Below are 11,704 nucleotides of genomic sequence, written 5' to 3'. Positions count from 1 at the left end.
GCCCGTAGCCGAGGGAGTATCGGCGGCGCTGGCACTGACCCTGTGGTCCATATGGCTGGAGGCGGGGTCCGCGGTCTTCTCTCCCTCACCTTCGGACGCCTTCTGCTTCCGTGAGACGGCGTCGCGGCGTTGCGCGGCGCTGTCAAGGATCATGGTGACGGCTTTATCGAGTGCTGCGGAAGTAGCCTCTTCATGCTGGGCCTCTACCCGGACCCGAGGCCCAGGCAGCTGCTCCCATACCCGGTCACAAACGGAGGAGAGCTCCGCTCCAGGTACTCCACAGACGAGCAGGACGTCCGCGTCAGCGGGCGATTCGGCGACCGTCCATCCTCGGCAACGCACTTCGGTTTCCGCGCGCATCCTGGTCCGGTCCCACCCGGGGATTTCGATGATGAGGACATGTAGACGGTTCACGGCCGCACGGCTCAGCGCCCCTGCTAAACCCAACGGAGCGCTCCTTCACGCCACGCCCAGAGGACACCGGCCATAAGTACACCAAGAAAGATGAACATCTCCATCACAGCTTCGATTCCGCTGTCGGCGGCGACAACGGCCCATGGATACATGAAAAGCATCTCGACGTCGAAGGCCAGAAAGATCATCGTCAGTGGGTAAAAGCGGGAGTGGTAGCGGGAAAGCGCGTGCTCTTCCGGTATCCATCCGGACAGAAACGGCAGGTTCTCGATGGGTTTCGCCTCGACCGAGGTAGCCCTGTTGAGCAGATAGAGACCTCCGATGAAGGCTGCTGCAACCACAAGCATCACAAACACACTGAGATAGGTGGAGCTCACGTTCCCTCCCTTGGTGGTTCCTCTGTAATTTCATGTTCCTAGCAGAGCTGCTGGTTCAATCGTTTCTTACTCAGCTCAGCTCAGTTCAGCCCGTTCCGTCCGTCCGACACTTTCATCACCGGTAACAGCATCGAATGATCTCAGTTCTACCCCGAGGCGACTCGGCTACGGTAGCCCAACGTACTGAGATCAGGCGGATAGATGACCACGGGAGAGGTGCACGCGGCCCCTCAGGGTTCTACCGGGAAGGCTAGAGTGCCGGGAGCAAGCATCTGCGGTTCCTTCCGCCGAGGATGGATTACTGCTGGTCCAGCATGGCTAAACGGCGTCGGTATTCCTCGTCGTCGATTTCTCCTCGTGCAAATCGGGCCCGCAGGATCTCGTGCGCCTCACCAGAACCGGATCCTCCACCCTTGGTTTGGGTGTTGCGTGCAGATTTCACCGCGAGAACGATCAGTGCTGTCGCCGCGGCTGCCAGGAGTAAAATCACCACAACCGACCAGATCGCAGCCCATCCCATCATTCCGCTGCCCATCATTCCACCCATGTGCCCGTCCTTTCATTTGCTGATTAAATGCTGAACCCCACACTACTAACGATTTTAGTAGTGTGGGGTTCAGTCGGCACTTCAATCGGCTTGCTCGCAGATAGGTCGATTTGGGACGTCTCCGCTGGATTTACTAGGTGGAGGCGGGAAATCCGGTCGGGCAGGTCTGGGCGTAGGCGGTTGATGCCGCTGGTGCTACGGCAACGGCTAGGGGCAGGACGAGCATCACGGTTGCGGCTGAGACGGCGAGGAACGCGTGCAGTGTACCGAGCGGCGCTGAGGGTGTGGCAAGTCTGCGGACTCTGGCGAGTGCGCTGGTGCCTCCTGCGCCCAATGCTGCGGAAGGGGCGGGCCCTGCTTCAGCCAAGCGCACCATAGCTGTTGCAACCGTGAGTCTGGCGTTGCTGCGGGCAGCCCGGTCATCGGCGTCCATCTCGATCAGGCGTGCGATTTCGCTGTGTGCGATGCTGAACGCTGGAACCCGGGGGAAGGCGCGGTGGATTGCTTCTGCCACCGCCACGATGATGTGGTGACGTGCGCGCAGGTGCGCCTTTTCGTGGGCGATGACAGCAGTTCGTTGATCTTCGTCCAGGGCGCCGAGTGCTGCAGATGTCAGGACGATCTCGTTGTTTCGTCCTGGGAGGCAGTAGGCGGCGGCCGTTTGATGCTCCACTATGAGGAAGCGGCCGCTGGGATCCCTGCGACCCAGCAGTGCCAGGGACCGCGACTGACTCCGGTGGGCCTTTCGTGCGGAGATGAATTCCGAGAAGAGGCAGTACCCGGTGCGCGCCATGACGGCTGCGGCCGTGAAGGCACCGGCCGTTGTCACCACTGCCCCTCCAGGTGTGGAGTACTGCTCCTGGAGGACCGTGACACAAGCTCTCAGGAAGTCCGCCAAAGTCATGGTGAACGGCATAGCAGGAACCGCTAACATCACGCCTGCCAGCACGACACTCGCGATGACAGTGACGGATAACGACTGCCACACGATGATACCGACCTTGGGGGAGCGCTCGGCCCACGTACCCTTGCGTAGGAGCGGTGCGGCTCCCGCTGCCGCCACGGCGTAGGCGATAAGTAGGAGTGCCCCGATCACTTGCTGGCCTGGGTTTTGTCCTGCTCGGCACGATCCAGAACCGCCCGTAGCTGTGCGACCTCGTCAGCGGGTATTTGCTCAAGAAAGTGCAGAAGGGTCGCGGTGCGATCGCTTCCACCGGCAAGAACCTCTTGCATGTGGGCCGCGGCGTACTGTTCCCGAGTTTGCGTCGGCCGGTAGCGGAATGCACGCCCGTCGGGTTCACGGTCAAGCAGGCCTTTGCGGTGAAGTGTGTCCATCACGGTCTTGACGGTCATGTACGCGATGTCGCGGTTCCGCTGGATGTCCTCGAGTATGTCTCGTACGGCCGCCGGCCCGGGGCGAGACCACATCCGCTCCATGATCGCCGATTCGAGCTGGCCGAGACGGTGCATGCCAGGTCCCTTCTGTCGTACGTGTAACCCGCGTTTAGGGACAATCCTACCGCGCATAGTAGATGCCGGTGACGGCGGTGCTACTTTAGCCTGCGTCGGAGTTTTTTCTCTGACGGTCGGCCGTAGCTGAAGAGTTGCCCATCAAGCAGGATGCCAGGGGCGAAGACGACGCCGTGACTGATCGCGAGGTCCCGGCCATGCTCGCTTGTCAGTTCAATCTCCTCAATCGACAAGGGTTGGGTAGCTGATATGTCCTGGAGGATGGCTTTTGCCTGCTCACACCAGGCGCAGTTGTCCTGGGTCAGCACAGTGACGGTCGTTGGCATCAGCTGACCCGCCCGGCTTCGAGGTCTTTCATCAGTTGCTGCACCGGAACATACATCGTGTAGTTCGGGGCGCCACCGTAGTCGGCCCGCCACTGGATGGTGCCATCAGGGCCGACCAGGATGAAGGTGTGGCCGTTACGTGAGTCACCCATCATGCCGTACTTGTTCGCCTCGTAGCCTCGAGAGACGTCCAGGTCAGTATCGGCCAGGGCAACCGATCCCAGGCCGTCGTCGGCCATTTTCTGGGCTATGAGATCCACAGGCCCGCTGGTGATGGTTACCAGGGAATCTATTCCGGCCTTCTGCAGAATTGCGGGTGCCATTTCCAGATCTCTGATCTGATCCCAACAGGGCTGGCATCCCAACCCCTCATGGAAGTAGAGCAAGGTGGATTCGCCGCTGTAGTCGCTCAAATTGACGGTGTTTCCCTCTGTAGCGGGAAGGGCGAAATCTGGTGCCGCCTCTCCAATCCCCGGTGATCCGACGTCGTATACCGTGCTCGTCGCTTCAGCGTTCGTTGGTTTGGGGTTGACCGATCCCTGATAGATCAGGAACAAGCCGACCACAGCAGCGATTACGCCAGCGGCAACCACAAACCAGAGGCCTGAACGGCGTGAGGTCCCTTTGGCCTGGGAGGTAGAAATTTTCGTTGATCCCATATCAGAGGGATTCCTTTCCAGTGACGATACGGTAGGCCTCAGGTTCCTGCGGCACACTTCCATCACCTGGGCCTGGGGTGGCGTCGCTTTGCCCGGCAGCTGGTTCGGTTGCTGGGGGATCGTCGAGCGGTGACTCCGCGACGATCGTTGAATTGCGCCGGCGGATCGCCAGGACGATTAGTGAAACCAGTGCGCCGAAGATCAGCAGGGTGGTGGTCCAGCCCGGGACGAAGGCCAGTAGTTCCTGAACGTTCGAGACGAAATGCGTAAGCGCGGCGGAGAAACGCACTTCCCAGCCGTCAGTTGCCATGCCGGGTCCGCGAATGGCCAAGGCTATCGTTAGCGCGCCCATCACAAGCATGAGCATCCCGGATAAGAAGGTCGCAACCGGAACACGGTAGGAACTTTTAGGCCATAGCGGTAGCGTGCGCCCGGTGAGGAATTTTCGTTGCCCGATGCGGTGCCGGTCCCAAGCCAGCGCCATTGCGCACAAGGGCGCGACCATCCCGGACACGTATGCAACGCCGACGGCAAGGGCGGCGGGAAAGGATGATGCGGCCCCGGATATTGCTGCTACTCCTGCTAACACCGGGGCGCAACATGCACTTGCGGCACCAGAGAAAGCGCCGAGCGTGTAGACGGACCGTATGTTGCGTCCACCACCTGATCCGCCACGCACAAGCATGGGAAGCATGATTTTTCTGCCCGCCAGGATCAGCGCGCCCATCACGATCATCGCCGATCCTCCGACTGCGAAGATCGGTGTGTGGTACTCGATGAGGAGCCGGCTCAATGCCGCCGCCCCGAACGCGATTGGCAGGATGATCGTTCCCACACCCGCCGCAAAAACCAGGGTCATACCCAGAATCTCGGTTTTTCGCCGGAATGTCGTGGCGAAAAACGCCGGCAGCATGACCGACACGCAGCATGGGGCAAACAATGCGACCATGCCGCCCAAGAATGCCGCCAAGATGGTGGTGGACAGGAGTATTTCCTCCACGCCTTACCCTTTCGACCCGCTGATGGTAGACAAGTACATCTGATGGATCGTCAGAGGCGGGAAGATTGGCGCTGGCCTGCCTTGAGGGCCTCCACCTGCTGACGCAGTTGTGCCAGCTCCGCCGCCTGCGTGGACGGTACTTGCTCTGCGGCCGGCCGCGCTTTCCGGCCGAGGGCGCACTGCCCGCGCTGCATGGGTCGGAGGCAGAAAAAGTATGTCAGCGCCAGCGACGCCAGCAAGACCACTACCGGCAGGACCAGCTCGCTCATCAGAACGTTGCCCTGGATTGAGGAGTGGAGGGCTCACCACTTACGTCCCTCTGACCCGCGCGGAGCTGGTCGACCTCTGCGCGCAATTTAGCCAATTCCGCTTCTTCCGTCGGCTTCACCTGGGCAGGGGAGCTTTTACTGCCGCGCATCATGAACCACATCATCGCGCCCATGCCGACGGGGCAGGCCAGCAATGCGAGTGCATACAGTGCTTCGCTCATCGCAGTTCTCCTTCAGTGCTTCCCGCAACGGTCTTAGTCGACATCATCGGTGCGGTGCCCATCATGTTTTCGTGCATCCGCATCATGCCCGGATTGCCGTCTTTCATCAGTTCGTGCATGCGCATCATGCCGGGGTTCTGGCCGTCCGCGTCGACATGCCGGTGGTTCTCGGAACCTGCCCCAACGCCCGTAATCGGCATGGTGCCCGCAGCTGCTGCCGGCATGGCCGCTGCCAAGGACATAACGCCCGTGCCCGCTGCCACTGTTATCCACTTTCTTAACCGCATGAATGGTTTCCTTCCATCGTCAACGTAACTACTACGGTTCATAGTAGCAGAAGTACTAACTTGGTTAGTATCTAGATTTCGATGGCTGCGACTCGTTGTCCCAAGTCGAGGTCCACTGCACTTACGCCCCTACCGCCCCCCTGCATCCTCAGGGGGCTGGGCTGAGCGGGGGGTTGGTCCTCGAGCTCGACTGAGAGGCCCAGCCTGTCCGATGGGTGTCGGTTCGCCATACACGTCCACCCCGGTGCAGGAAACTACTATTTCAGATAGTATATAGCGTTCGGGTGCGGGGGTCGCCGCCCCGGCGAAGCAACGGAGAAGGCTGATGAGCGAAACCCTGTACGTACTGGCCCTGCTTGCTAGCAGGGGCGGTGCATGACGGGCGGGAGCAGTCCGAGGGCGGGGCAGGGCATGCAGGTACGAAACGATCGCGCCGTGTTGTCCCGCCTGCGTGAGGAACTGGCGGCTCTTCGGCCGGCGGCGGATTCCGGTTCCGGCGGCGAATCGTCTTGACTCCGTTACCCGTCAGATATCCGGCGCCGGCCCGGGATCGTACCGAAGGTTTGAGTACTTGCCAGTCGCCCACGTTTGTATGTGGCCGAAATCTGTATGTGGCCGAAATCGTCCCTTGAGCCTGCTTCTACAGGAGATCTGAATTGCCGATGCAACCGTTGCAGTGGGCTGGTACAGCGGTCAACGCCTTCCTTCCGCTGCATGGCGACCCCACCATACCGGAGGGCGCGGAAGACTTTGTCTTGTGGGCTTTGCCGGTCGCGAAGTTCTTCTTCAACGTTTCCGCCTCTGCTGTTGTTGGGTCGTTGATACTGGCATGTATCGCCTTGAGGCCCGGCAGCCGCGAGTATGCGCGTGCGTTGAACTTTGCGGGTGGCTCGGCGGTCATATGGACGCTCGCCTCAATCGCGGGTTCGGTTCTGAACTATCTGGACTCATGGGGTGAGCCGCTCACCTTCACAGAGGGGTTCGGCCAGAGACTCGGCCTGTTTCTAACCAGTGTCGGGCTGGGCCGAACCTCGCTTACCACCACGGCCATGGTCGCCGTCGTCACCATGCTCTGCTTCGCGGTGAGACACATAGGGCTGGTGGCGCTCACCGCGACTGCTGCCATCGCAGCTTTAGTGCCCCTGACACTGAACGGTCACCCGAACTACGGTGAAGGCCACGAAGCCGGAATCCTCGCCTTCGCACTCCACATCATTTCGGCCGCAGTGTGGTTAGGCGGGCTCATCACGATTGTCGTGCTCCGCCCCGTCCTGGAACAAGCGCAGCTAAGACTCGTGATCAAGCGCTATTCGACCGTGGCGTTGCTGGCTTTCGCCGTATTGACGTTCTCGGGATTCCTTAGGTTCCTGGCCACAGTGGGCAGCGCTGACAACTTCCTTTCCCCCTTCGGTTTCCTCGTTCTCGTCAAGATCACAGCGGCTGTTGCCCTTGGCCTGGTCGGTCTCATCCAGCGGCGCTGGGTACTAGCGAGGATCGACCGTGATACTTCCGCTCGGGCGCCCTATTTCTGGCTACTGGTCAGCCTGGAACTGATCATCATGGGTGTGGCGTCCGTTCTGGCCGTCATTTTGCTGCGCTTGGACGAACCGATACCAGATGACCCGCGTGTCGACTACCGTGTACTGGCCGAGAGCATGGCCGACCAGCCACTCCCACCCGTGCCAGGCATATCGACCTTCCTCACCGAGACAGCCTTCGACCCGCTGTGGTTCACGGTCTCAGCCGGGGCCCTCGCCTTATACCTCTTCGGCCTGATACGGCTACGCTCGAGGGACGTAAAGTGGCCTCTCATGCGGACCGCGTCATGGTCTGGTGGGGTATTGATATTGTTTTACGTCACCAACGGCGGATTGAACGACTATCAGAATTTTCTGGTCAGTGCGCAGATTCTTGCCCAAACGGCACTGATGACCGTAATTCCACTCCTGCTCGTGCTTGGGCGCCCTGTGGCACTTCTCATCGCCGCAACGAATGCACGCGCCGACGGAGCAATGGGACCGCGGGAGTGGGTCCGGTTCATCAGCCGCTCACGCCCGGCACGTCTGCTCACCAGCACCTATGCGACGACTACCCTCCTTATCGTTTCGGTGGGCGTGTTCTATGCATCGCCGCTGCTGGAATGGGCGGCCATGGAACTCCTGGGCCACCAGTGGATGGTCGCGTATTTCCTGGCGGTCGGCTGCCTCTTCGTTAACTCGGTGCTCCGCAGCAGCCGGATGCGTCAGGAACCAAGGTCTCGGCTGCTGCTGATGGGACTGATCGTCCCATCCATGTTCTATGTCCTTCTCGGGCTAGGCATCATCAACTCCGGATACCTGCTTTCTGCCGACTGGTACGCGGCGATGGAAAGCCCCTGGGGTATCGACCCGTTGGAGGACCAGCAGTCCGGGGGCTGGTACATCCTTGGCCTAGGGCTGATCCAGTTGTCGATCCTGGCCATTGCGGTGGTTAGAACCTCGGGCGACGCCGAAAGCCGGCGAAACAGAGCGAGCGGGGAAGCGGAAACGGTACCTGCTGTGACGAAGGCAGGGAAAGCTTGAACGAAACCAGGGACGGGCAAAACATGATTATTGGCAGGCATTGGTGAATCGGCATGTCTCCACCAAGGCGCGTTTAAAGTCCCGAACAGACGCTATACGGCACAGTCCGCTGCACGCCACCGTGCAGGTTGGCGGCGAGCTCCTGATCACCGCCGGAGTGGTCGTCCTGCTATACATCGCCTGGCAGCTCTGGTGGACCAACGTCGAGGCCGGCGCGCACCACGACGACGTCGTATCGTCATTGGCCGATTCGTATGCCAGCTCTGCGCCTGACGGGCCGCCGCTCAGGAACGCGATGCCCAAGCGGCGCAACAGGACGCCGCTGGCGGGCCGCCGGTCATGGACCCGGTCGCATACGGTGAGGCCATGGGAATCATGTACATTCCCCGCTTCGGTGAGAATTATTCCGTACCGATCGCCTCGGGCGTCGGGCTGGACGTCCTGGACAAGCTCGGCCTCGGGCACTATCCCGAAACGGGACTGCCGGGTGAAATCGGTAATTTCGCCCTGGCGGGTCACCGCCAATCGAACGGGAAAGTGTTGGACCTGATTCATACCCTGGTTCCCGGCGATGAACTTTACGTCCACACGGCGGACGGCTACTACACCTACGAGTACCGCGACCAGGAGATCGTACTGCCACACCGCACCGATGTTCTGCTGCCCGTCCCGACTCGCCCCGGCGTAGAACCCTCAGAACGTCTGTTGACATTGACTACCTGCTGGCCCCGATTCGGAGATGAAAAACGGATTATCGCATATGCGGTGATGACATCCTGGCGCCCGCTTGAAGCAGGTCCACCGGCAGCGATCGCGGACCGCATCGCAGAGATTAGCAGGAGGTGATGATCTAGTGTACGGACGGTTATTCCGACGCCTTCCCGGCCCGATGTGGTTAAGAATCGCGCTATCTACCCTACTCTTGGCGGTTGCAGTGCTCCTGCTGATGCAGGTCGTCTTCCCTTGGATGGATGAGTTGCTTCCCACTAACGAATCGGTCGTAGGAGCGCAGATTTAGACGCCGTATCAACATCGGGCTGGCGAACTGCCACGGCCTCTGTGCGTAGGGATTGTTCCGCGACGACGATAGTTGGCGGCGCTTTTGGCCTGCCGCACACCGTTGCTCTACTATTTAGCTTAGTAATCATCCCTCGGCGCTGGAGGAAAGCGACACCGTGACCCAACACCTCATTTCGGCGACTAAAGCCCACCGTTACCCCAGGATGGCCCTTGGCGCCGCCGGCGTCGCTGGCCTGTTGCTCGTGACCGCTTGCGCGCCGCAAGAAAACCAGAACGCTTCGGATGAAAGCCCCGTGCAGGAAAGCTCCTTCGCCCACGTGCACGGCATGGCCGTCGATCCAGAGACAGACCAGCTGCTGGTAGCTACGCACAACGGGCTGTTCACAGTGGAAGAGGGAACCGTCGAACAGGTCGGGCCGGTGAACGATCTGATGGGCTTCGCCGCCGACAGCGAAGGCCGCTACTACGCTTCCGGTCACCCCGGGCCAGGCTCGGACCTGCCCAACCCGGTGGGCCTGATCGAATCGAACGACGGCGGCAAGACGTGGCAGGAACTGTCCCGCCAGGGTGAGTCGGACTTCCACGCGATGGCCGTTTCCGAGGAAGGCGTCATCGGCTTCGACGGCACGTTGCGGATCAGCGTCAACGGTCAGGAATGGACCGAGGCCGGTGACCAGATCCAGCCCGCCAACCTAGCCGCGCTGCCGGACAGCCCTGTGGTACTCGCCACAACGCAAGAAGGCGTCCAGCGCTCGGAGGACGGCGGCTACACCTGGACGCTACCCAAGGATGCGCCGGTGCTACTGATGACCGCCTTCGCCGACGCAGACACCGCCGTCGGGGTGGCCCCGGACGGCGAAGTGCACATCAGCCGCGATGCGGGCCTCTCGTGGGAAGCCACCGGAGGGACGGTGACGGAGCCTGGCGCTATCACTGCCGCGCCCGGGGATGAGGACGTACGGATATGGATCGCGACGGCGGAGGGCGTGGAATTCTCGGACGACTCCGGTGCCAGCTTTTCGACTTTGGTCGAGGCAGGCGAGAACTAGTACTCATGACTGACGCACCGACCGGCGCGCCGCGGGGCGGTCCGCCCCTGTGTCCAGCCCGATGACTATTGGCGAATTCTTCGCCGACACGGTCCAGTCCGGTGCGCTCCTGGTGGCGATTCCGTTGGCCATGATTGCCGGCATCGTGTCCTTCATCTCGCCGTGCATCCTGCCGCTAGTTCCGGGCTACCTTGGCTACGTTTCGGGCTTGACCGACCCCGCCCGCCCCGATAACCGGCGCAAGGTGTTAGCCGGCGTCGGCCTGTTCATCCTGGGCTTTGCCGCGGTTTTCACCCTCTACGGAGCGGCGTTCGGTCTTATCGGCGGGTGGATGCTGCGCTGGCAGGACCTGCTCATCAGGGTCCTGGGGATCTTTGTGATCGTCATGGGCCTGGTGCTGGTGGGATGGCTGCCGTTCCTGCAGGGAAGCCAAAAGCTATCCTGGCGTCCGCGCAGCGGCGTTGCCGGCTCTCCCCTGCTCGGATTGGTGTTCGGTTTGGGCTGGACACCTTGCATGGGCCCGACCCTCAGCGCCGTGCTCGCACTCAGCACCACAACCGGGACCGCGTGGCGTGGAGCGTTGCTGGGATTCGTGTACTGCCTGGGGCTGGGGATCCCATTTGTGCTGGTGGCACTCGGTGTTGAGTGGGTCTCCCGGACACTGGCCTTCGTGCGCCGGCATATGCGTATCTTCAATCTGGCCGGAGGTCTCCTGCTGGTGCTCGTGGGCCTGCTGATGGTTTCCGGAATCTGGACGCTATGGATTTACCAGCTCCAGAACCTGGCCGGTACCTTTCTCACCCCGGTGTAGGGACCCCGCCTAGCTCTTCTCGCCTGGCAGAATCAGCCTCATACCAATTCGGCCGACCACCAACGCCAGTGCAAACAGCGCAGCGCCTCATCGCAGTGCGCCTTCAGCGCTACCGGCCATGCTCCGAGCCGACCCTGTAGTGGGGCCACGACGTGTTGCATGTCAGCATCACATCCGGGTGCATCCATCATCAGTTCGTCCATCCGAGCCATTTCCGGATTGTGTTGCCCATTTCGGGATCCCGGGGTTAATCGTAAAGACCGCGAGCCCACTATGACCGGCAGTGGTGGCGATTCGTTATGGCACCCGGTCAGTGGTGCGGGTGCCTGAAGGCCTTGACCCTCACCTACCCAGAAAGTCCGGCCGGCCAGCTCTTGTGAACCGTACCGGGTTTGATGGAGACATCGATTACCCGGAGGATGTTTTTCATGGCAGCACAGCGGAAGTACCCGATCGAGTTGCGCGAGCGTGCGACTCGGATGGTGATCGAGGCGCGAAAGAACCCGGCAACAAGGACCGGAGCGTTCGGGCGTGTCGGTGAACAGCTCGGAGTGAACCCGGAAGCGTTGCGGACCTGGGTGAAGCGGGCCGAGATCGATGAGGGACTGCGCCCGGGCACAACGAGCAGCGATGCGGAGCGGATCACCGAGCTCGAGCGCGAGGTCCGCGAACTGCGGCGGGCGAACACCATCC

Annotated in this window: 15 protein-coding genes and 1 pseudogene; 5 read left to right on the top strand and 11 right to left on the bottom strand. The window is 61.3% G+C overall.

The features are described 5' to 3' along the window. From BLS52_RS18720 to BLS52_RS17670, 11 genes and pseudogenes are all read right to left on the bottom strand, one after another. Window positions 1-414 (bottom strand): annotated as a pseudogene (locus BLS52_RS18720) (hypothetical protein); the annotation flags it as partial. 23 nt (window positions 415-437) lie between these two features. After that, entirely contained in the window at window positions 438-791 is a 354-nt protein-coding gene (locus tag BLS52_RS17715; protein ID WP_245702926.1) for an NADH-quinone oxidoreductase subunit A, read from the bottom strand. 298 nt (window positions 792-1,089) lie between these two features. Beyond that, complete coding sequence (locus BLS52_RS17710) at window positions 1,090-1,338, bottom strand: SHOCT domain-containing protein (protein ID WP_245702937.1); 249 nt, start codon at window positions 1,336-1,338, stop codon at window positions 1,090-1,092. A 133-nt stretch (window positions 1,339-1,471) separates the two neighbouring features. Then, window positions 1,472-2,434, bottom strand: coding sequence for a M56 family metallopeptidase (locus tag BLS52_RS17705; protein ID WP_090588471.1), 963 nt, complete (start codon window positions 2,432-2,434; stop codon window positions 1,472-1,474). Next, a complete protein-coding gene (locus BLS52_RS17700) occupies window positions 2,431-2,808 on the bottom strand; it encodes a BlaI/MecI/CopY family transcriptional regulator (RefSeq protein WP_090588469.1) in 378 nt (125 codons plus the stop codon). The genes BLS52_RS17705 and BLS52_RS17700 overlap by 4 nt, the downstream gene beginning before the upstream one ends. A gap of 80 nt (window positions 2,809-2,888) precedes the next feature. Then, window positions 2,889-3,134 carry a glutaredoxin family protein gene (locus BLS52_RS17695; RefSeq protein WP_090588468.1) on the bottom strand — a complete coding sequence of 82 codons (246 nt, stop codon included), beginning with the start codon at window positions 3,132-3,134 and terminating at the stop codon, window positions 2,889-2,891. Further along, the gene (locus BLS52_RS17690; RefSeq protein ID WP_090588466.1) at window positions 3,134-3,793 is read right to left on the bottom strand and encodes a redoxin domain-containing protein; all 660 of its coding nucleotides are present in this window, start codon (window positions 3,791-3,793) and stop codon (window positions 3,134-3,136) included. Before BLS52_RS17690 ends, BLS52_RS17695 begins: the two co-directional genes overlap by 1 nt. 1 nt (window position 3,794) lies before the next feature. Beyond that, window positions 3,795-4,793 carry a cytochrome c biogenesis CcdA family protein gene (locus BLS52_RS17685; protein ID WP_090588464.1) on the bottom strand — a complete coding sequence of 333 codons (999 nt, stop codon included), beginning with the start codon at window positions 4,791-4,793 and terminating at the stop codon, window positions 3,795-3,797. A 50-nt stretch (window positions 4,794-4,843) separates the two neighbouring features. After that, window positions 4,844-5,062 (bottom strand): hypothetical protein, encoded by a 219-nt coding sequence (locus tag BLS52_RS17680; RefSeq protein WP_090588463.1) that lies wholly within the window; start codon window positions 5,060-5,062, stop codon window positions 4,844-4,846. Next, window positions 5,062-5,283, bottom strand: coding sequence for a hypothetical protein (locus tag BLS52_RS17675; protein WP_090588461.1), 222 nt, complete (start codon window positions 5,281-5,283; stop codon window positions 5,062-5,064). The genes BLS52_RS17680 and BLS52_RS17675 overlap by 1 nt, the downstream gene beginning before the upstream one ends. Then, window positions 5,280-5,570, bottom strand: a complete 291-nt coding sequence (locus BLS52_RS17670; protein ID WP_139186323.1) for a hypothetical protein — start codon at window positions 5,568-5,570, stop codon at window positions 5,280-5,282. The genes BLS52_RS17675 and BLS52_RS17670 overlap by 4 nt, the downstream gene beginning before the upstream one ends. Window positions 5,571-6,232: 662 nt before the next feature. On the opposite strand from BLS52_RS17670, the gene BLS52_RS17665 reads away from it, so the two are divergent. From BLS52_RS17665 to BLS52_RS17645, 5 genes are all read left to right on the top strand, one after another. Beyond that, the gene (locus BLS52_RS17665) at window positions 6,233-8,131 is read left to right on the top strand and encodes a bifunctional copper resistance protein CopD/cytochrome c oxidase assembly protein (RefSeq protein WP_090588458.1); all 1,899 of its coding nucleotides are present in this window, start codon (window positions 6,233-6,235) and stop codon (window positions 8,129-8,131) included. A gap of 339 nt (window positions 8,132-8,470) precedes the next feature. Continuing rightward, window positions 8,471-8,977: a class E sortase gene (locus tag BLS52_RS17660; RefSeq protein ID WP_245702936.1), complete on the top strand. Its 507-nt coding sequence runs from the start codon at window positions 8,471-8,473 to the stop codon at window positions 8,975-8,977. A 329-nt stretch (window positions 8,978-9,306) separates the two neighbouring features. Further along, a complete protein-coding gene (locus BLS52_RS17655) occupies window positions 9,307-10,200 on the top strand; it encodes a F510_1955 family glycosylhydrolase (protein WP_245702935.1) in 894 nt (297 codons plus the stop codon). A gap of 61 nt (window positions 10,201-10,261) precedes the next feature. Further along, a complete protein-coding gene (locus tag BLS52_RS17650; protein ID WP_090588456.1) occupies window positions 10,262-11,011 on the top strand; it encodes a cytochrome c biogenesis CcdA family protein in 750 nt (249 codons plus the stop codon). A gap of 395 nt (window positions 11,012-11,406) precedes the next feature. Beyond that, on the top strand, window positions 11,407-11,704 hold a 298-nt coding region (locus BLS52_RS17645; protein WP_139186322.1), incomplete at its 3' end, for a transposase.

Origin of the sequence: Arthrobacter subterraneus (assembly GCF_900099735.1) — a bacterium.
Taxonomy (GTDB): domain Bacteria; phylum Actinomycetota; class Actinomycetes; order Actinomycetales; family Micrococcaceae; genus Arthrobacter_D; species Arthrobacter_D subterraneus.
This window is presented reverse-complemented; position numbering and strand designations above follow the sequence as displayed.

Excerpts from the sequence above, each read along its gene's own strand:
- BLS52_RS17710 (WP_245702937.1), bottom strand. The coding sequence starts at position 1,338 with ATGGGTGGAATGATGGGCAGCGGAATGATGGGATGGGCTGCGATCTGG.
- BLS52_RS17700 (WP_090588469.1), bottom strand. The coding sequence starts at position 2,808 with ATGCACCGTCTCGGCCAGCTCGAATCGGCGATCATGGAGCGGATGTGG.
- BLS52_RS17695 (WP_090588468.1), bottom strand. The coding sequence starts at position 3,134 with ATGCCAACGACCGTCACTGTGCTGACCCAGGACAACTGCGCCTGGTGT.
- BLS52_RS17690 (WP_090588466.1), bottom strand. The coding sequence starts at position 3,793 with ATGGGATCAACGAAAATTTCTACCTCCCAGGCCAAAGGGACCTCACGC.
- BLS52_RS17680 (WP_090588463.1), bottom strand. The coding sequence starts at position 5,062 with ATGAGCGAGCTGGTCCTGCCGGTAGTGGTCTTGCTGGCGTCGCTGGCG.
- BLS52_RS17675 (WP_090588461.1), bottom strand. The coding sequence starts at position 5,283 with ATGAGCGAAGCACTGTATGCACTCGCATTGCTGGCCTGCCCCGTCGGC.
- BLS52_RS17670 (WP_139186323.1), bottom strand. The coding sequence starts at position 5,570 with ATGCGGTTAAGAAAGTGGATAACAGTGGCAGCGGGCACGGGCGTTATG.
- BLS52_RS17665 (WP_090588458.1), top strand. The coding sequence starts at position 6,233 with ATGCAACCGTTGCAGTGGGCTGGTACAGCGGTCAACGCCTTCCTTCCG.
- BLS52_RS17660 (WP_245702936.1), top strand. The coding sequence starts at position 8,471 with ATGGACCCGGTCGCATACGGTGAGGCCATGGGAATCATGTACATTCCC.
- BLS52_RS17650 (WP_090588456.1), top strand. The coding sequence starts at position 10,262 with ATGACTATTGGCGAATTCTTCGCCGACACGGTCCAGTCCGGTGCGCTC.